The sequence below is a fragment of the Bacillus xiamenensis genome (assembly GCF_001857925.1).
Lineage (GTDB): Bacteria > Bacillota > Bacilli > Bacillales > Bacillaceae > Bacillus > Bacillus xiamenensis.
On sequence record NZ_CP017786.1, the window covers coordinates 3088465 to 3107974 of the forward strand.

Genomic DNA, 19510 nt, shown 5'->3' on the forward strand with positions numbered 1-19510 from the left:
CGCTAAATGCGGCCCTTTTTTGTCTAACTTGTAAACTGGTTAAACAGATCATTGACGGTCTGTGCTGTCTGTTTAGAAGTAATCGCTTCCACTTGCTTAAGCAGCCGGCTGCGCTCTGCATCATTAAAAATATTGACGTTTTTCCCATTCATCAGTTTGGCAACCTCAGCGGCCTGACTGGATGTTAAGCTGACTCCGTACTGTTTTGCATACCTTAACAAATCATTTGCCGTGATCTGATTGAGCCGCTGCAGTACAATTTTCTGAATTAAAATCAATTCCATTCCTCCCCTCTGTAACAATGTATGGGCGAAAACGGAAAATGTGCAAAAAATTTTATTTTACTCTGTGAAATGATAAAATAGTAAAGTGAATAACATGTTCATTGAAAATTTAACAAGTGTAGAAGGGAGAACGTATGGCAAATAGTAAACAACATAGAAAGGAATCAGTGCCTCATTTTATTTTGAGAATTTTTCTGATTCTAGTAGGAGCTGCGTGTGCAGCAGTCAGTATTGAATTATTTTTAGTGCCAAACAATATTATTGATGGAGGCATCATCGGCATCTCGCTTATTTTGGATTACCTCTTTACAGATAACCCATTCATTAACTTTGCGACGATTGTTGTCATTTTGAATATTCCATTTATGATATCAGGATACAAACATATTGGGAAAACCTTTTTGATTTCCACTGTGATTGGAATTGTCAGCTTGGCCGTGATTGAATCTTCACTTCATCATGTAGAGGCATTTACAACACAGCCGATTTTAGCCACTGTATTTGGGGGGCTGTTACTTGGATTTGGTGTTGGACTTGTGATACGTAATGGGGGCTCAATGGACGGAACAGAGATCCTTGGAATTCTTTTAACGAAAAAAATTCCTTTTTCCGTCGGTGAGTTTGTCATGATCGTCAATGTGTTCATTTTTATTTGGGCGGGCTTTGTCTTCGGACCAGAGCAAGCTATGTATTCTGTCATGACATATTATTTGGCAATGAAAACAATTGATGCTGTTATTCAAGGGCTTGATGAAACAAAAGCTGTCATTATCGTATCGGATTATTATGATGAAATTTCAGATGCAATCCTTCATCGTCTTGGCAGGGGAACAACCAAGCTTAGAGGAAAAGGCGGCTATACAGATGAAGAAAAAGATGTCATCTACGCCGTTGTGACGAGACTTGAAATTACAAAGTTGAAATCTATCGTATTTGAAATAGATGGTCAAGCATTTATTACGATTATGGATACGCATGAAACAAAAGGCGGTAAATTCAAAACAGCCATTCATTAGCTTTTATTTTACTTTTTTATCTTTCTTTTATATAATGAAATGTATGTATGGACAAAGAAAATGGCTTTTGCCATTTTCTTTTTGTTGTATAAATCGTAATCATTCTTTTTATATTGGATTAAAGGTGGAAAGATTCATGGCAAAGCCAATTATTGAAATGAAGGACATCTCGTATTCTTATGGTCAGCGAAATGTCATAGATCACATTCATTTAACAGTAGAGGAAGGAAACTTTCTAGCACTTGTTGGACCGAATGGATCTGGTAAAACAACCTTATTAAAATGCCTGCTTGGGCTGATCAAACCACAGCAAGGTGAATTGAAGCTGTTTGGCACGCCTGCTCAAAAATTTAGAGACTGGGATCAAATTGGATTTGTTTCTCAAAAAGCGAATAGCTTTAATACAGGGTTTCCTGCTTCTGTATACGAGGTCGTTGCAAGTGGTTTAACGGCGAAGATTGGTTTATTTAAACGAATGAGTAAGCAGGATAAACTTCAAGTGGAAGAGGCCATTCGCTCAGTTGGTATACAAGATTTAAAGCATCAAAACATTGGGGAGCTTTCAGGCGGTCAGCAGCAGCGTGCATTTATTGCCCGTGCGCTCGTCAGTCAGCCGAAGCTGCTCATATTAGATGAACCGACAGTTGGAGTAGACCAAAAAACAGTAGAGGGCTTTTATCAGCTATTGGAAACATTGAATAAAGAAAAAGGCATGTCTTTAATTCTCGTCACACATGACGTGGGAACCGTTTCTGACAAAGTTACCCATGTGGCTTGTTTAAATCAGACACTTCATTTTCATGGAGATGCGAAAACGTTTGATTCAATGGATGATCAAGCGCTATCTCAATTTTACGGACATGACATTCAAGTGATTCATCACGATCATCACCATCATGGGGGACATGAATAATGCTATTTCCATTTTTTCATTATGAATTTTTACAAAATGCATTTATTGCAGGGATGCTGATTGGTTTTATTGCGCCCTTACTTGGTGTATTTATTGTTGTCAGGAGGCTCTCGCTTATTGCCGATGCCCTTAGTCACGTGTCACTTGCGGGGATTGCAGCGAGTTTATTTCTTGATAAAAAGTTTGGACTGCTGACAGGGGTGAGCCCGCTTTACTTAGGGATGGCGTTTTCTGTTGCCGGCTCATTGTTTATTGAACGTCTGCGCTCTGTGTATAAGCATTATCAGGAGCTGGCCATTCCAATTATCCTATCGGGTGGTATCGGAATTTCCGTCATTTTTATTTCACTTGCTAATGGCTTTAATACCGACCTGTTCAGTTATTTGTTCGGAAGCGTTAGTGCGGTTTCGAGACTGGATCTTTGGATCATTGTTGGGATCTCACTTGTTGTGGTGCTAGTGGTTGTGCTTTTATATAAAGAATTGTTTTTGCTTTCTTTTGATGAAGAACACGCAAAGGCTTCTGGTATTTCAGCAAAATGGATTCATTTCATTTTTATTTTAGTTGTCGCACTCGTCATTGCGGCATCGATGCGTATTGTAGGTACACTCCTTGTGTCTGCCCTCATGACGCTGCCTGTTGCGGCAAGTATTCGGATTGCTAAAGGGTTTAAACAGGCGATTTTTCTTTCGATCTTGTTTGGTGAATTGTCTGTCATGACCGGATTGATCTTAAGCTATTATCTTGATTTAGCGCCGGGCGGAACCATTGTGATGCTGTCCATTTTGATTTTAATCGGGTGTATCAGTATTGGGAAATTCAGAAGGGGGAATCATCTTGAACGTACAAGAAGCGCTTGATTTATTAAAGGAAAAAGGCTACAAATATACAAGCAAACGTGAGGATATGCTTCAATTGTTTTCTGATTCTGACAAATACTTGACCGCTAAAAATGTGTTAACGGCATTAAGTGAAGATTACCCAGGTCTTAGCTTTGATACCATTTATCGAAACCTGTCTTTATATGAAGATCTTGGGATATTAGAGACAACCGAATTATCAGGTGAGAAATTGTTCCGTTTTAAATGTTCGTTCTCTCATCATCATCATCACTTTATTTGTCTTGCATGCGGTAAAACAAAGGAGATTGATGCCTGTCCAATGGACAAGCTTGACGCTGATCTAGAGGATTATCACATCAGCGGACATAAATTTGAAATATACGGAACGTGCCCTTCTTGTGAACCGAAGGAAGTTCACTCGTAGGAAAGAAGACAAAGGACTAAAATAAAGATCATTTTAGCCCTTTGTCAACAATCTGAAGCCAGCCAATGCGCTGGCTTTTTGTTTTGTCGTTTTGAAAACGTTTTACAATGAGTGGCTGTTTCATTAAAATGAGATCAAAGGTCATAGTTCAAGCAAACTTGAGTCTTTTGGAATAGAGGGAGGGGTCAAACGTGGGGTATTATGCTGTGTTCGATGTAGGCGGCACAAAAACAAAACATGGATTAATGAATCAGAAAGGGGAGCTGATGACGAGCGGTGACTATGAAACGAACTGCCGGCAACTTGAACCATTTTTAGAGGCAATGGAGGACGTGGTTCAGGAGTATCAAGCGTCTTGGGATGTAGAAGGGATCGCCATTAGTCTTCCAGGTTTTGTAGACAGTCAAACCGGCTATACGGAATTTGCAGGAGCGATTATTGCCTTGCATGGACAAAATGTGAAAACGCTCTTGGAAGAAAGGACTTCTCTTCGTGTGGAGGTAGAAAATGATGCGAACTGTGCAGCCCTGGCTGAAAAATATAGCGGTCATGCAAAAGAGTGTGACAGCTTTATTTGTATGACGATCGGCACTGGTGTTGGCGGCGGTATTTTTGCTGGCGGCCAGCTTGTTCGCGGAGCCTCATTTCGCGGCGGTGAATTTGGCATGATGCTGACAGAAACAGAAAACGGTCAGTTTACGACACTCAACAGCAGCGCTTCAACGGCTGGTTTAATACGAAGCTATAAGGACCTGCAAGGAATTCCGCAAAGTCAACAAATAGTCGGTCAAGAGATTTTTGAAAAAGCCAAACATGATCCGGCCATTGAGAAGCTGGTAGATCAGTGGTACAAACGAATCGCCATCGGCATTTACAATGTTGCAACTGTCCTCAATCCAGAGAAAATTCTCATTGGCGGCGGCGTGAGTGCAAGGGAGGACTTGATTCCAAATATTCAGAAGCACTTACATACACTGCATGCCTGGAAAAACATTCAGGTGAAGCTTGGCACATGCTATCACCTCAATCAGGCGGGCATGATCGGGGCACTCCATCATTTCTTAATGAAAGAAGAGCATTTCAACCCATCAAACAAGCCGATACATTAAACGTACCGGCTTGTTTCTATTCCATACATTAGTATGCAGTTTGCAGACGTTGTTCGTATTGTTTGATCCATTGAGACGCTTCTTGCCAGCTGCTCACACGAATGATTCTGTCATCAGTTGGCATTTGATTATAGGGTGAGTTAAAAAGAATGACTGGAATGTCAGCCTCTTTCGCAATCATTGTCGCGTTACCATGATGATCCTCGAAAAACACATCAATCTTGTGTTTTTGAACAGCTTCCAGCTTATGATGACCGCCAACAAGCTCAATGTCATCATAGTGCACGTGATTTTCTTGAAACCATGTATAAGTCACATCTTTGTGATGCTGCCTTCTGGCTGTGATATAAATTAATTTATGATGATGTTTCATTTGATCGAGGATTTCCTTTGCACCCTCGGCAGGCTTCGCCTGTTTATAGATAAGAGGCTCATACTGATCCATCCAGCCCCAAAATTCTTCATTTGAAATCTTCAAAAGCTTCGTCAAATCATAATCCGTCATATCATCTAGTGTGATGGCGCATTGGAACGACTCATTTAAGTAAGGAACAAAGGTGTCCTGCGCCGTCACTGTGCCATCAATATCAATTCCTAAACGTAACATGCCCACACTCCTCATATTTATACTCTTAAAGTGTAACATAATCAATTCACAATTCCAGCAAGTTTTAGCAAACATGAAACAGACATTTTTGCTCATACTAAAAAAGCTCCTTTCTATTAACCAAAAGGGGGAATTGATCATGGAAAGAGACAAGGATTTCAGAAGAAATGATCGTGAAATCGACACACACTTTAGTAATGATGATGGCTATTTAGAGGAAACAGCTGCTGAAATTGCAGAGCCATATCAAGCATCAAGAGATCTAGAAGACAGACGAGAACGTGACCATGCAGGTGACGATTCAGGCAGTAAGGGGATAGGCTATACAGCACTCGCGATTGCGATTATCTCACTATTTGTCTTGCCGGTGCTATTAGGAGTAGCGGCAATCGTTGTTGGTTATATGGCAAGAAGAAAAGGAGCACATGCGCTTGGCGCGTGGTCAATCGGGATCGGAATTGTTTCCGTTATCCTTGGGATATTTATTACCCCGTTCTTTTAACAGGAAACAGAAAAACGCCTGACAGTGACGTCAGGCGTTTTTTGTTATGCGTTCGCATGTTTTGCTTTTTCAGCTTCCATTTTCGCATAATGTTCTTCAGCAATTTTATCTATTTCTTTTTTCAGTTCTTCGACCATTGTTTCTTCTGGCACTTTCCGAACAATTTCACCTTTGCGGAATAAGAGGCCTTCACCTCTAGCGCCAGCGATGCCGATATCAGCCTCACGCGCTTCACCCGGACCGTTTACAGCACAGCCGAGAACAGCTACTTTGATCGGTGCTTTGATTTTAGAAATATATTCTTCGACTTCATTTGCAATGCTAATGAGGTCAATTTCAATTCGTCCACAAGTTGGACAAGAGATCAGTGTGGCTGCATTTGCTGCAAGACCAAATGATTTTAATAATTCACGTGCTACTTTGACCTCTTCGACTGGGTCAGCACTTAATGAAATGCGGAGTGTGTTTCCAATACCCATATTCAAGATAGCGCCAAGACCCGCTGCACTTTTGACTGTACCTGCAAATAAAGTGCCTGACTCTGTAATCCCAAGGTGAAGCGGATAGTCAAACGCTTTTGCTGCTTTTTCGTACGCTTCAATGGCAAGGTTTACATCAGACGCTTTCATACTGACGATGATGTCATGAAAGTCTAGGTCTTCTAAAATTTTAATGTGATGCAGTGCACTTTCTACCATACCATCTGCTGTTGGGTAGCCGTATTTATCAAGAATTTTTTTCTCTAATGAACCTGCATTTACCCCAATGCGAATCGGAATGCCTTTTTCTTTTGCTGCTTTGACAACGGCTTCGACTTTTTCTCGTCTTCCGATGTTTCCAGGGTTGATTCGGATTTTGTCTGCACCTGCTTCAATGGCTTTCAGTGCAAGCTTGTAGTCAAAATGAATATCGACAACAAGTGGAATGTTGATTTGTTTTTTTATATCTGCAATCGCATTTGCTGCACGCTCATCTGGGCATGCGACACGCACGATTTGACAGCCGGCTTCTTCTAGACGCTTAATTTCAGCTACTGTCGCTTCGACATCATGTGTTTTGGTTGTAGCCATACTTTGAATGACGACTTCATTGTTTCCACCTATAGTTAAAGGTCCCACTTTGACGGGACGCGTTTTTGTACGATGTGTGACTTCACTCACTTGTCAATCGCTCCTTAGTGTACATGCAATTCATTTGCAGTGTACGACGTGTTTTACATTTCATATTGTAACAGTCTCTTTATATGAATGACAAGGAATTAACGTTTTATCTCTTATAGACGGGAAACTTGTATGTGCTGCCCGCCCGAATTTCATTCGCTTTGACGCCTTTATTCAGTGCTTCAAAATCTTCAATGACTTCATCGAGTGGCTTACTCGTTTGTACGATTGATACGACGGTTTGACCCTGCTTGACAGTGACTGTCTTATACGCTTTTTTTTCAGATGCTTGAAAGGCGCTGGCGGGAACAGCAGGATCTTCCCGAACAGGAATGGTTCCATTTTTCAAATCAAAAAAGATGATAAAGAGGACAAACAAACTGATTAGTAAAAAAATCATTCGCCGCATTTCGCTCACCGCTTTTAAGAGTTTACTTCAGTGTATGCATGTCCAGAAATGATAGAACCAAAAGAGTGCAAAAGCGACAAAGGGGGGTGCTAGTGAGTTCTAGTCAGCCTTTCATAAAAATCACTTGGATCAGTGGAATGCAGCTTATAGACTTTGTTTACAAACTGAAAGCTCCCCGGCTTGGAGAGCTTTCAGTTGCTTTTGACAAGTGATTTATTTTTTCGCAGGTATTTCTTTTAAGACAAGGTATAAGAAGATAGAGTTAATCACCCAATTTAACAAAAATGAGTTGGCAACTGGGGTATTCAACGCACTCATAATGGCGAAAAAGACGGTTGTTAATGTGAGTGAGTAGGCAGAGAGCTTCCAAAGCATTTGAAAGGACAGCTCTTTTTGCTGCATCCGTTTCATAAATGTACCAAGCATCGCTAGAAATGTTGCGCTGATGAACATGAGTGCGGCCGTTGATAGATACAGCAGTACACAAATGACAGGGATAATGATCGCTTGGTTCTGGTTTGTGACGCGGGCGAGTTCATCTTTTGTGAGTGTTCCGCCAAGAAGCTGGTATGGGATATCTGTCATTTGTCCATCAATGGCAATCACTGCTTTTTCTTTTAATAAGGCAATGGCTGTTTGTTTTGATTCAAGCTCACTTGATGTTATTTTTTCAGCTGGGTCAAAGATAATCGTGATGCCGTTCTCTTCTTTTTCTATCGGAGCGCTTTGATCCGCTTGTAGTGTTCCTTTTTCAATTGAAAAGTCAGGTAACTCTTTTTTGATCACATGCTGAAATCCTGACATCGCATTCGAAATCTCTTGGCTGATATGATAGCCCTGAGGAACAGCTGCGATGATGGCAAGGATAAAGAGAAATAAGATGGCCTTTCCAATCCCAGTAAAACGTGCTCTGGCAATATCTTTTGGTGAATAAATTCCTTTTAACAATAGACTAAATACGTTCAACCGTTTCACTTCCTACATTCTTTTCTATTTCTCATATTGTATCAATGTCTATCCATTCAGTACAAGTACGGCCTTCATGGCTGGTTAAGATAAAAGGAATGAGGCATAATGTATACAGCATATTAAAAGGAGGCGGCCGCAGTTTGGACGTGCTGTATTGGATTCTGATTGGCTGTGCATTTATTATTGCGTTTGTGGGACTTGTCTATCCAATTATCCCTAGTGTGGTTTTCATGGTTCTTGGGTTTCTTCTATATGGGTTCTTGTTTAGCTTTGAGCAGCTGACGCTCACCTTTTGGCTCATTCAAGCCATGTTTACAGCTGTCTTATTTGCAGCGGATTATGTTTCAAACCTGATTGGGGTCAGGCGCTTTGGCGGAAGCAGGGCGGCCATTTGGGGAAGCACCATTGGGTTATTAGTCGGTCCTTTTGTCATTCCGATTGCAGGAATTATCATTGGACCATTTATCGGCAGTGTCATCGCAGAGCTGCTTGTTCATCAAAAAGATGTGAAGACAAGTGTGAAAGTTGGGCTGGGCTCATTAATTGGTTTTGTGTCAGGCGTATTTGCCAAAGGATTGATTCAAGCACTCATGCTGGGAATCTTTTTGTTTTATGTGCTTCGTTAAATGAAAAATAGGTGTTTAAACCTCTTTCTGAAGGGTTAAATACAAAATAAACACTGAAATGTTTCAGATCGTGAGCAATAACGTTGAAACAAGCCGTTTCTTTTGATACTCTTTGATTAGGGTGAATTGCTTGCTTATTAAGGAAGCATTTCAGTACATACATTTCTAAGGAGGAATTTAACCATGGCTTTTAAACTTCCAGAATTACCATATGCTTACGATGCATTAGAACCACATATCGACAAGGAAACAATGACGATTCACCACACAAAACACCATAACACATATGTAACAAACTTAAACAAAGCAATCGAAGGTGTATCAACTCTTGAAGATCAATCAATTGAAGAGCTAGTGGCTAACTTAAACTCTGTGCCTGAAAACATTCGTACAGCTGTACGTAACAACGGCGGAGGACATGCGAACCACTCATTATTCTGGACGCTTCTTTCACCAAACGGTGGCGGCGCACCAACTGGTGAACTTGCAGATGCAATCGAAAAAGAATTAGGCGGATTTGAAAAATTCAAATCTGATTTCGCTGCAGCAGCTGCAGGACGCTTTGGTTCTGGTTGGGCATGGCTTGTTGTAAACAACGGAAAACTTGAAATCACAAGCACACCAAACCAAGATTCTCCTTTAACTGAAGGAAAAACACCAATTCTAGGACTAGACGTTTGGGAGCATGCTTACTACCTAAACTACCAAAACCGTCGTCCTGATTACATTTCAGCATTCTGGAATGTTGTGAACTGGGATGAAGTCGCTCGCCTTTACAGCGAAGCTAAATAAATGATTTTTTTCAAAAAGACCTGCTTCTCTCCGGGAGCGGGTCTTTTTATATTTTCCCTCCTTTTTTTACATATCTGCCTTTTGATGAGACAGACTATTGTGTAGAAAAGGAGAATGAAATATATGAGCAGATTAAAGAAAATGTTCGGGGACATGGATGTCACAAGAGATTTATTGCTCCTCCTCACGATTGGCGGATTATACGCACTTGCCATTGCGCTTTCGAATACGTTTGTGAATGTGTATTTATGGAAACAGTCTGGACGATTTACGGATCTTGCGATTTATAATTTGGCGATTGTTGTGCTTCAGCCCATTACCTTTTTATTTGCTGGACGTCTTGCTAAAAAGATAGATCGGGCGTTTGTTCTTCGTTTCGGTGTCATCTTCTTAGCCGCTTTTTATTTAATTGTCTTAATGGCAGGAGAACAAGCGGCCGCACGGCTTGTTTTATTAGGGAGTGTACTTGGAATCGGCTATGGGTTTTACTGGCTTGCTTTTAACGTACTCACCTTTGAGATTACCGAACCTGAAACAAGAGATTTTTTCAATGGATTTCTAGGGGTGCTCACTTCTACAGCTGGCATGATCGGACCACTGATTGCAGGGATTGTCATTTCTCAATTAACGGATGATACGGGTTATACTGTGATTTTCACCTTATCGCTTTTTTTGTTTTCACTAGCGGTTGTGATGAGCTTTTTCCTTAAGAGAAGGCAGTCAAAAGGGAAATTTATGATCAAGCAAATTTGGAAAGAGCGGCATGCAGACGAGAATTGGCGTAAGATCACAACGGCTCACTTTTTTCAGGGGCTGCGTGAAGGCGTATTTGTCTTTTTAATCAGTGTCTTTGTGTTTATTGCGACAAACAGTGAGCTTGCTTTAGGAACATTTGGTTTAGTCAATTCAGGTGTTGCCTTTTTTGCTTATTTTTTCGCTACACGTTTGATGAAGAAAAAATGGCGCAAAAAAGCGATTATGCTTGGCGGACTTATTTTATACGGGGCTTTATTTTTAATCGTCTTTCATTTGTCCTATGTATCACTACTTATGTATGCGGTAGCCATTGCGATCGGGTATCCGCTTCTGCTTGTTCCGTATGTCTCTTTAACATACGATGTCATCGGACATGCCAGATATGCAAGGAAAGCCCGAATTGAATATATTGTCGTCAGAGAACTTTTTTTAAATGCTGGACGTATTTGCTCCATTGTGTTGTTTCTTTTATCTGTCACTTTACTCGGTGATGAGCTCGGCATTCCTGCTTCACTTGTTGTGCTAGGGGCGGGACACACCCTCATTTATTATTTTGTCAAAGATATTCATTTAAAAGGAAAAACAGCGGATATAAAAGAAGCTGACGGTCAAAAGGCAGTATCTCAAACGAACCTTATGAAGGGAGAAAGGTAAAATTCCTTACCACTGGAACATCAAATTTCTAGATAAATGATAGAAAAACCGCTAAAATGATGATGGCACCTTTTATACACAAAAGGGGTGCCATTTCTTTCTTGATAGAAAAGGTGATGTGATGAGAAACAAGAAAAACAAAAAAGACGCGAAGGAAGGGCGCAAAACACTTCCAATCCGGCTAAATCTATTATTTTTAGCTGCGTTTATTATTTTTACCGGTGTTGTGGTCAGGCTCGGTTTTGTGCAGATTGTCAATGGAGAAGATTATAAAAAGCAAGCAGAAAAACAGGAAGATGTGAATGTCAGTTCATCTGCTCCGCGCGGAAAAATTTATGATCGAAACTATAATACGATCGTCAGCAATAAAGCGCTAAATGCCATTACATATACGAGAACCTCGACGACTTCACAAGAAGAGCGGCTCAAAGTGGCAACAAAATTAGCGGACATGATTCATGTGAGCACGAAGAAAATCACAGATCGTGACAAAAAAGATTTTTGGATCTTAACCCATCCAAATGAAGCGAAAAAGCTTGTTCAAAAGGAATCCGAATTAAAGGGTGACGATAAGGTCTCTGATGATAAACTGTATGAGCTTCAGCTGAAACGCATCACAGACAAGGAATTAAAGCAACTGACGAAAAAAGATTTACAAGTGCTTGCGATTAAAAGGCAGATGGATGCAGGTTATGCGCTCACGCCTCAATTCATTAAAAATGAAAATGTCAAGGCAAGCGAAATTGCTTACGTCTCTGAGCATTTGGACGAGCTGCCAGGCGTTGATGTCACAACAGACTGGTCGCGCAGTTATCCTTATAAAGGACTGCTTCGCAGTATGCTCGGAAGTGTGTCTTCAAGTGATGAAGGTCTACCGCAGTCACTTCTTGAACATTACCTATCCCTTGGTTACAGCCGAAATGACCGTGTAGGGAAAAGCTATCTTGAATATCAATATGAAGATGTGCTGCAGGGCCAAAAAGAAAAAGAACAGAATACAACCGATAAAGATGGCAATATCACAAGTTCTAAAGTCTTAACAGAAGGTAAAAGCGGAAAAGACCTTGTGCTGACGATTGATATTCAGCTGCAAAAAGCGGTTGAAAAAATCATTGAGAAGAACTTGAAAAGTGCGAAGCAAAGAAGCGGAACAGAGCTTCTTGATCGTGCGTTTGTTGTGATGATGGACCCGAGAAATGGAGAGGTTCTCTCGATTGCGGGTAAACAGATTACAAACAAAAACGGAAAATATAAATTCGATGACTACGCACTAGGAACGATGACATCATCGTATGCGATGGGATCAGCTGTCAAAGGGGCAACTGTACTAACAGGTTATAAAACAGGCGTTCTTCACATTGGCAGCACTCAGTATGATGAACCGCTCTATATCGCTCAGTCACCGCCGAAGAAATCCTATCAAAATATGGGACTCATTAATGATTTAACGGCCCTAGAACGTTCGTCAAACGTGTATATGTTTAAAACAGCGATTGCGATTGGGAAAGGGAAATACCGTAAGAATCAGCCGCTCCCAATTGATACGAAAGCATTTGATACATTCCGTTACAATTTCAGTAAATTTGGTCTTGGGGTGAAAACGGGGATCGACTTACCAAATGAAGCAACGGGCTATAGAGGAACGTCTACACAATCTGGTCTTTTACTTGACTATGCGATTGGACAGTATGATACGTTTACACCGCTGCAAATGGCGCAATACGTGTCAACGATTGCAAATGGCGGGTATCGTTTACGTCCGCAGCTTGTAAAAGAAGTGAGAGAGCCAGATCCGCAGCGCGGCATTGGAGCTGTGACAGAATCCGTTAAACCGGATGTATTGAATAAGCTCGATATGACAAGTGCTGAGATCAAGCGTGTACAGCAAGGCTTCAAGCTTGTGATGCAGAACCCAAGAGGGACAGCGTATTCGAACTTTGGCAATAAAAAATACAATCCAGCTGGCAAAACGGGTACTGCGCAATCCTTCTATGATGGCCCAATTAAAAGCAAACGCGGCACAGCGACGTATAACACAACACTTGTTGCGTATGCGCCTGCTGATAATCCAGAAGTGGCCATTTCAGTCGTTGTACCGTGGGTGTATCAAGACTACAATCAGCGCTATCCAATTACAAATGATATCGGTGAACAAGTATTGGACAAGTACTTTGAACTGAAATCGAAACAGGAAAGCAATGATACCCAAACGAAGAATAAAAATAAAATTGAAAACGAAGCAGAAACAAATAACTAGATCTTTCCTAGGTAAAAACGCTCACTTTTTGTGGGCGTTTTTTTATATTTTCTTCAAACTTTTCGATATAAATTGACAAAAATCATAAAAAACTCCGCAATACCTCTACAAATCTTCGACATTTACAAAACCTTTACATTGCATTTAAACGAAATTAATAAAGAACCTTTAATGTATTACTCGTAGGACAAATTATTCAGGGGGTATTCTTGAAATGAAAAAGAACAGACTATGGCTGCTTACTTTCCTTACTATCGCATTGTTAGCATTCGTCACAGCATGCGGAAACAGCAGCTCAAGCGGAGATTCAAAGGACAGTAAAGGAAATGCTTCAAACAAAGATGAGGCATCTGGTTCCATTACCATCTCAGGATCATCTGCGATGCAGCCTTTAGTTCTTGCGGCAGCAGAAAAATTCATGGATAAACATCCAAAAGCCGATATTCAAGTACAAGCCGGCGGTTCAGGAACAGGACTTTCTCAAGTATCAGAAGGATCTGTACAAATTGGTAACTCAGATGTATTCGCAGAAGAGAAAGACGGAATCGACGCAAAAGCTTTAAAAGACCACAAAGTGGCAGTTGTTGGAATGGCAGCAGCTGTAAACCCTGAAGTCGGTGTCAAAGACATCACAAAGGAAGAATTGAAAAAAATCTTCACTGGTAAAATCAAAAACTGGAAAGAACTTGGCGGGAAAGACCAAAAAATCACACTTGTCAACAGACCTGATTCTTCAGGAACACGTGCAACATTTGTGAAATATGCACTTGACGGCGCGACACCTGCTGAAGGAATCACAGAGGATTCTTCAAACACAGTGAAAAAGCTGATTGCAGAAACACCTGGTGCGATTGGATACCTAGCATTCTCTTATTTAACAGATGACAAAATTACACCGCTTAGCATTGATGGTGTGAAACCAGAAGAAAGCAATGTAGAAAGCGGTAAATATACAATTTGGGCTTATGAGCACTCTTATACAAAAGGTGAGCCAGAAGGTCTAGCAAAACAATTTTTAGATTACCTGATGAGTGACGAAGTACAAAAAGAAATCGTTAAAGACCAAGGTTACATCTCAGTCTCTAATATGAAAGTAGAAAGAGACGCAACAGGTAAGCAAACAGATAAGTAAGAGGTCTTGAATTGCTGATGAAGGAAAAGTGGAGCTTTTCACTTTTCCTTTTATGACATTCATAGGAGTGTAGAAAAAGATGAAACAAATAGAACATACAGAAGCGAGCGATCGACTGATCAGCTCGAAAAAAAATAGGCAAATGGATGAAGTAAGAGGAAGTATTTTGGTGAGATTTTGTGCATTCTTTATGATTGCTGTATCAATCGCCATTACGATCTTCCTTGGCATTAAGGGTTTACAATCTTTCATCGTTAATGGTGTAAGCCCAATTGAGTTCTTAACCAGTATCAATTGGAACCCAACAGCAGAAAATCCGCAATACGGTGCATTTCCATTTATCTTTGGGTCCATTGCTGTCACGCTCCTATCGGCACTTATTGCAGCGCCGCTAGGCATCGCAGGAGCGATCTTTATGACAGAAATTGCACCTGCCTGGGGCCGGAAAATTCTCCAGCCGGTGATTGAATTGCTTGTAGGGATTCCATCCGTTGTTTACGGATTCATAGGTCTTACAGTATTGGTGCCGTTTATTGGACATTTCAAGTCAAGCGGCTCAGGGCACAGTGTATTAGCAGGAACGATTGTCCTGTCTATTATGATTCTGCCAACCGTTACATCCATTGCTACTGACGCAATGGCTTCACTTCCAAAAAGTTTACGTGAGGGATCGTATGCATTAGGCGCAACAAGATGGCAAACGATCAGACGAGTTCTTGTACCGGCAGCACTTCCGACGTTAATGACAGCGGTCGTGCTTGGAATGGCAAGAGCATTTGGAGAAGCCCTTGCCGTTCAGATGGTCATTGGGAACACACGTAATCTACCAGAGAGTATTATGGACACAGCTGGTACATTAACAACCATTATTACGTTAAACATGGGACACACAACGTATGGAAGTGTTGAAAACAATACACTTTGGTCAATGGGACTGGTCCTTCTAGTTGTATCCTTTATGTTCATACTCATTATCAGATACTTGTCGTCTAGGAGGAAGATTTAATGAATAGCAAAATGACCGATCGTTTTGCCACATTTGTTTTTGGATTATGTGCCGCCATTATTACGGCGATCCTAGTTGGTTTGTTTTCTTATATCATTTTCAACGGTGCAAAAGAATTAAACTTTGATTTTTTGACAACTCGCTCAAGTGCGATTGGCTCTGGCGGCGGTATTAGGGATCAGCTGTTTAACTCGTTTTACATTTTGTTTATTACAATGCTGATTACAGTCCCGCTTGGCGTTGGCGGCGGAGTGTACATGGCAGAATATGCGTCTCAAAACAAAATCACAGATTTTATTCGTACATGTATTGAAGTGTTATCATCACTGCCTTCGATTGTCATTGGTATGTTTGGTTTACTCATGTTTGTTAATTTAACAGGATGGGGTTATACGATCATCGGAGGAGCCCTTGCGCTGACTGTCTTTAACTTACCAGTGATGGTCAGGGTGACAGAAGATGCGCTTCGATCTGTACCGAAGGATCAAAAGGAAGCTTCACTTGCGCTCGGTGTGACAAAGTGGCATACAGTGAAGACGGTGCTGATTCCAGGTGCGCTTCCATCCATTATTACCGGAGCGATTTTAGCATCAGGAAGAGTTTTTGGTGAGGCGGCTGCACTTCTTTTCACAGCAGGTCTCTCCACACCGCGTCTTGATTTTACGAATTGGAGTCCTTTTTCCGATACGTCACCACTGAATATTTTTAGACCGGCAGAAACATTAGCCGTTCATATATGGAATGTCAATACACAAGGGATCATTCCAGATGCAGAGGCGATTGCAAATGGTGCATCTGCCGTACTTGTGCTCTCTGTCCTAGTGTTCAACTTAGCAGCTAGATGGCTTGGTTCATTTATTCATAAGAAACTTACGTCTAAATAAAATGAGAGAGGTGTGAAGGGGATATGGTTCAAATGCTAGCAGAAAAAAAAGAGATTGCAGCAAAAAAGGCTCCACTTCAAACGGAACAGATTTTACAGGTGCAGGATTTAAGTATTTATTATGGGGAAAAAAGAGCGGTCAATCACATTTCATTTGAAATTGAAAAAAATGCGATCACTGCATTAATCGGCCCATCAGGCTGCGGAAAATCGACTTTTTTACGCAGCATCAACCGAATGAACGACCTGATTCCAGGTGCACGAAATGAAGGGGCGATCATGTATGAAGGGTTAAATATTTTGGATGACCGCATTAATGTGGTGAATTTAAGAAGAGAAATCGGCATGGTCTTCCAAAAGCCAAATCCATTTCCTAAATCCATCTACAACAATATTACGCATGCACTCAAATATGCGGGTGAAAAAAGGAAATCAGTGCTTGATGATGCGGTAGAAGAAAGCTTAACAAAGGCAGCGCTATGGGATGAGGTCAAAGATCGTTTGCACCGATCTGCCTTGTCATTATCAGGCGGTCAGCAGCAGCGCCTCTGTATTGCACGTACCCTTGCGATGAAACCTAGCGTGCTTTTATTAGATGAACCTGCATCTGCCCTAGACCCGATCTCCAATGCAAAAATTGAAGAGCTGTTAACAGAATTAAAACATGATTATTCAATTGTCATAGTGACACACAACATGCAGCAGGCATTACGTGTATCTGATCGTACAGCCTTTTTCCTGAACGGTGATTTAGTGGAATATGATGCCACTGAACGTATCTTTACACGCCCAACGCAGCAAAAAACAGAAGACTATATCAATGGTCGATTTGGATAAGGCAGGTGGATTTGAATGGTAGCAGCAACTGAAATAGCAGCAAAAGAAGTCTTTCGTGTGAACGATATGAACCTTTGGTATGGCCAGCATCACGCACTAAAAGATATTGATTTAGCCATTAGAGAGAATGAAGTCACAGCAATTATCGGTCCATCAGGCTGCGGGAAGTCAACGTTTATTAAAACATTAAACCTTATGGTCAAAACAGTACCAGGTGTGAAAATCACAGGGGATATGATATATAACGGTGATAACATCTTAAAAGGCCGTGTCGATTTAGTTGAACTTCGTAAAAATGTCGGAATGGTGTTTCAAAAAGGGAATCCGTTTCCTCAATCTATTTTTGATAATGTCGTTTATGGTCCAAGAATTCATGGAGTGAAGAGCAAGCAGGAGTTGAAAGAAATCGCAGAAAAAGCCCTTCGTGATGTCGCCCTTTGGGATGAAGTGAAAGATCGTTTAAGTGCGCCTGCATTAGGTCTTTCTGGCGGTCAGCAGCAGCGGCTTTGTATCGCAAGAGCAATTGCCACAAGCCCAGATATTCTATTAATGGATGAACCAACATCTGCGCTTGATCCCGTTTCTACATTAAAGATCGAGGAATTAATTATGAAACTGAAAGAGAAATATACGATTGCCATAGTGACGCACAATATGCAGCAAGCGGCAAGGGTATCGGATCGAACAGCCTTTTTCTTAATGGGCGAGCTTGTTGAGGTCAATGATACGAATGTGATGTTCTCAGAGCCAAACGATCAAAGAACAAATGATTATATATCTGGACGATTTGGATAATCAAAAATCCCCTGGAGGTCAGAGCCGTCAGGGGATTTTTTGTCTTATTTTGTTAAGGCTTTGACGATTTGTTTGAATGTCATACCTGTTTTTAAAGTGAATTTGCCGGCACGAATTTCTTTATGGTAGCCTGCGTCAATCACATAATCATTAAAATCTTTAGACGAGTTGATGATTCCGTCTTTTTCTAGCATGTCTGAAACATCACTTGTGCTCATACCATTTTTAATCACGACTTTGATCGTTTTACCTTTTTGCTTGGATGATGTTTGTTCCTCACTATTAGAATCACCGTCTTCATTTGCTTTCAGCGCTTTTTCTTTATAATCAAGAAGCTGCTGATATGTTTCGCGGCTGACGGATACTTCTTTTTTTGAATCTAAGTAGTTTTTCACATCAGTGTCTGTCACTTTCGCTGCGAGTGTTTCTTTTGTCGTTGAATCAGCTGCTGCTTCATCTTTTCCAGTGAGGAAAAATACGATGGCCAGAACACCAGTTGCAAGAATCATACCTGCTGCGAACGTTTGGATGCTTTTTTTCGTCATACAAGCACCCTCTCGTTGTCTTTAATGATCATGTTGACATCTTCTACAGATACACGTTCAGCACGCGCAATCGCCTCTGGAGACATGCCATTTTGATGCTTTGAAATGATTTGTCTTGCGATAGATGGATCAATTTCTGAATGCTTGCGGACCACAATGTTTGTTTCAAGCAATTCTTCTTCAAGAACCTTCATTTTCTTTTTCAGTTTATAGATTTCTTGCATTGCAGATAGTTGAAGTGTTTCAAGTTCCTGTTCTACTTCCTTAATCGGTTCTCTTTGAAAATATGAGAATGCGATCAGTACAATACTGACAACAAGCAATCCGATAATTGCAATTTCCATGTTTCATCACCTTTTATTCATATTTTAATGCTGAAAGCCGAAAAAGGCTTTCAGGGTTGTTTCAGACAGTTTTCGACCCTTCTTTTTTATACCATAAAAAAGCTAGTTTCAAAAGGAATTGCTGAAGAAAATCACCTTTTTTTCATCTTTTTTCTTTTTATATGTAAAACGAGTATGAAAACCTGGCCCGCTGTCAAAATAAAAGAAGGCAGACAAAATCAAAAAAGGCTGCGGGTGAAAGAGGGATTCTCATCTATAACAGTACGTCAAAGGACGAGGTTTTATAGGGGAGCAGGCAATTTTTCATTTCATCAATATGCCATTGTGATAAGGATACGGATGGAATGCACTGAAAAATGAAATTGGTGAAAAAACATTCTAGCATTCCTAAGCTAGAAGTGGTATTATAGTTAGGTCTGAATGTGAATTGATTTTAGTTTGGAGGGAAAAACATGCGCGTAAATATTACTCTAGCTTGCACTGAATGCGGTGAGCGTAACTATATTACTAAAAAGAATAAGCGAAACAATCCAGATCGCGTTGAATTCAAAAAGTATTGCTCACGTGATAAAAAACAAACTTTACATCGTGAAACAAAGTAAGCAGCAGGGAATTTTCCTGCTGTTTTTTTATGATGGGAGATGATTC

At 40.7% G+C, this 19510-nt stretch carries 23 protein-coding genes; 16 read left to right on the plus strand and 7 right to left on the minus strand.

Annotated elements, in window-relative coordinates:
* Positions 1 to 23: 23 nt before the first annotated feature.
* Entirely contained in the window at positions 24 to 278 is a 255-nt protein-coding gene (locus BK049_RS15715) for a DUF2624 domain-containing protein (RefSeq protein WP_071168919.1), read from the minus strand.
* A 140-nt stretch (positions 279 to 418) separates the two neighbouring features.
* On the opposite strand from BK049_RS15715, the gene BK049_RS15720 reads away from it, so the two are divergent.
* The 5 genes from BK049_RS15720 (at position 419) to BK049_RS15740 (ending at position 4588) form a co-directional block, all read left to right on the plus strand.
* On the plus strand, positions 419 to 1300 hold the full coding sequence (locus tag BK049_RS15720; RefSeq protein WP_008342375.1) for a YitT family protein: 882 nt from the start codon (positions 419 to 421) through the stop codon (positions 1298 to 1300).
* A 136-nt stretch (positions 1301 to 1436) separates the two neighbouring features.
* Positions 1437 to 2213 carry a metal ABC transporter ATP-binding protein gene (locus BK049_RS15725; protein ID WP_008356294.1) on the plus strand — a complete coding sequence of 259 codons (777 nt, stop codon included), beginning with the start codon at positions 1437 to 1439 and terminating at the stop codon, positions 2211 to 2213.
* Complete coding sequence (locus BK049_RS15730; RefSeq protein ID WP_008356296.1) at positions 2213 to 3073, plus strand: metal ABC transporter permease; 861 nt, start codon at positions 2213 to 2215, stop codon at positions 3071 to 3073. Before BK049_RS15725 ends, BK049_RS15730 begins: the two co-directional genes overlap by 1 nt.
* On the plus strand, positions 3051 to 3479 hold the full coding sequence (gene zur / locus BK049_RS15735) for a zinc uptake transcriptional repressor Zur (protein WP_012010595.1): 429 nt from the start codon (positions 3051 to 3053) through the stop codon (positions 3477 to 3479). Before BK049_RS15730 ends, zur begins: the two co-directional genes overlap by 23 nt.
* Before the next feature lie 191 nt (positions 3480 to 3670).
* Positions 3671 to 4588, plus strand: coding sequence for an ROK family protein (locus BK049_RS15740; RefSeq protein ID WP_083381137.1), 918 nt, complete (start codon positions 3671 to 3673; stop codon positions 4586 to 4588).
* A gap of 28 nt (positions 4589 to 4616) precedes the next feature.
* Here BK049_RS15740 and BK049_RS15745 read toward each other — a convergent pair whose 3' ends face one another.
* Positions 4617 to 5195, minus strand: coding sequence for a 5' nucleotidase, NT5C type (locus BK049_RS15745; RefSeq protein WP_071168920.1), 579 nt, complete (start codon positions 5193 to 5195; stop codon positions 4617 to 4619).
* A gap of 139 nt (positions 5196 to 5334) precedes the next feature.
* On the opposite strand from BK049_RS15745, the gene BK049_RS15750 reads away from it, so the two are divergent.
* A complete protein-coding gene (locus BK049_RS15750) occupies positions 5335 to 5697 on the plus strand; it encodes a DUF308 domain-containing protein (RefSeq protein ID WP_071168921.1) in 363 nt (120 codons plus the stop codon).
* A gap of 44 nt (positions 5698 to 5741) precedes the next feature.
* On the opposite strand, the gene ispG is transcribed toward BK049_RS15750, so the two are convergent.
* The 3 genes from ispG to BK049_RS15765 form a co-directional block, all read right to left on the minus strand.
* Positions 5742 to 6857, minus strand: a complete 1116-nt coding sequence (ispG, locus tag BK049_RS15755; RefSeq protein WP_008360034.1) for a flavodoxin-dependent (E)-4-hydroxy-3-methylbut-2-enyl-diphosphate synthase — start codon at positions 6855 to 6857, stop codon at positions 5742 to 5744.
* A 106-nt stretch (positions 6858 to 6963) separates the two neighbouring features.
* Entirely contained in the window at positions 6964 to 7266 is a 303-nt protein-coding gene (locus BK049_RS15760; protein ID WP_008360036.1) for a LysM peptidoglycan-binding domain-containing protein, read from the minus strand.
* 213 nt (positions 7267 to 7479) lie between these two features.
* Positions 7480 to 8232, minus strand: a complete 753-nt coding sequence (locus BK049_RS15765) for a DUF1189 domain-containing protein (RefSeq protein ID WP_071168922.1) — start codon at positions 8230 to 8232, stop codon at positions 7480 to 7482.
* 143 nt (positions 8233 to 8375) lie between these two features.
* Here BK049_RS15765 and BK049_RS15770 point away from each other — a divergent pair, with 143 nt between their 5' ends.
* The 9 genes from BK049_RS15770 to pstB (BK049_RS15810) all read left to right on the plus strand — a co-directional run bounded on the left by BK049_RS15770 (position 8376) and on the right by pstB (BK049_RS15810) (position 17973).
* A complete protein-coding gene (locus tag BK049_RS15770; protein ID WP_008360040.1) occupies positions 8376 to 8861 on the plus strand; it encodes a DUF456 domain-containing protein in 486 nt (161 codons plus the stop codon).
* Between the two features lie 183 nt (positions 8862 to 9044).
* On the plus strand, positions 9045 to 9653 hold the full coding sequence (gene sodA, locus BK049_RS15775) for a superoxide dismutase SodA (RefSeq protein WP_071168923.1): 609 nt from the start codon (positions 9045 to 9047) through the stop codon (positions 9651 to 9653).
* 123 nt (positions 9654 to 9776) lie between these two features.
* On the plus strand, positions 9777 to 11063 hold the full coding sequence (locus tag BK049_RS15780; protein ID WP_008360042.1) for an MFS transporter: 1287 nt from the start codon (positions 9777 to 9779) through the stop codon (positions 11061 to 11063).
* Between the two features lie 121 nt (positions 11064 to 11184).
* On the plus strand, positions 11185 to 13320 hold the full coding sequence (locus BK049_RS15785; protein WP_071168924.1) for a peptidoglycan D,D-transpeptidase FtsI family protein: 2136 nt from the start codon (positions 11185 to 11187) through the stop codon (positions 13318 to 13320).
* Between the two features lie 214 nt (positions 13321 to 13534).
* Positions 13535 to 14452, plus strand: coding sequence for a phosphate ABC transporter substrate-binding protein (locus tag BK049_RS15790; protein WP_008360047.1), 918 nt, complete (start codon positions 13535 to 13537; stop codon positions 14450 to 14452).
* 79 nt (positions 14453 to 14531) lie between these two features.
* Positions 14532 to 15458 (plus strand): phosphate ABC transporter permease subunit PstC, encoded by a 927-nt coding sequence (gene pstC / locus BK049_RS15795; protein ID WP_008360048.1) that lies wholly within the window; start codon positions 14532 to 14534, stop codon positions 15456 to 15458.
* Positions 15458 to 16342: a phosphate ABC transporter permease PstA gene (pstA, locus tag BK049_RS15800; protein WP_071168925.1), complete on the plus strand. Its 885-nt coding sequence runs from the start codon at positions 15458 to 15460 to the stop codon at positions 16340 to 16342. Before pstC ends, pstA begins: the two co-directional genes overlap by 1 nt.
* 23 nt (positions 16343 to 16365) lie before the next feature.
* Positions 16366 to 17178 carry a phosphate ABC transporter ATP-binding protein PstB gene (gene pstB, locus BK049_RS15805; protein ID WP_071168926.1) on the plus strand — a complete coding sequence of 271 codons (813 nt, stop codon included), beginning with the start codon at positions 16366 to 16368 and terminating at the stop codon, positions 17176 to 17178.
* A 15-nt stretch (positions 17179 to 17193) separates the two neighbouring features.
* Positions 17194 to 17973 (plus strand): phosphate ABC transporter ATP-binding protein PstB, encoded by a 780-nt coding sequence (pstB, locus tag BK049_RS15810; RefSeq protein ID WP_008360054.1) that lies wholly within the window; start codon positions 17194 to 17196, stop codon positions 17971 to 17973.
* Between the two features lie 44 nt (positions 17974 to 18017).
* Here the strand turns inward: pstB (BK049_RS15810) and BK049_RS15815 are convergent, their stop codons facing one another.
* Together BK049_RS15815 and BK049_RS15820 are read right to left on the minus strand one after the other, a co-directional pair.
* Positions 18018 to 18518: an endolytic transglycosylase MltG gene (locus tag BK049_RS15815; protein ID WP_071168927.1), complete on the minus strand. Its 501-nt coding sequence runs from the start codon at positions 18516 to 18518 to the stop codon at positions 18018 to 18020.
* Complete coding sequence (locus BK049_RS15820; RefSeq protein ID WP_008360059.1) at positions 18515 to 18862, minus strand: hypothetical protein; 348 nt, start codon at positions 18860 to 18862, stop codon at positions 18515 to 18517. The genes BK049_RS15815 and BK049_RS15820 overlap by 4 nt, the downstream gene beginning before the upstream one ends.
* Positions 18863 to 19314: 452 nt before the next feature.
* On the opposite strand from BK049_RS15820, the gene rpmG reads away from it, so the two are divergent.
* The gene (rpmG, locus tag BK049_RS15825; RefSeq protein ID WP_008360061.1) at positions 19315 to 19464 is read left to right on the plus strand and encodes a 50S ribosomal protein L33; all 150 of its coding nucleotides are present in this window, start codon (positions 19315 to 19317) and stop codon (positions 19462 to 19464) included.
* The last annotated feature ends 46 nt before the right edge of the window (positions 19465 to 19510 follow it).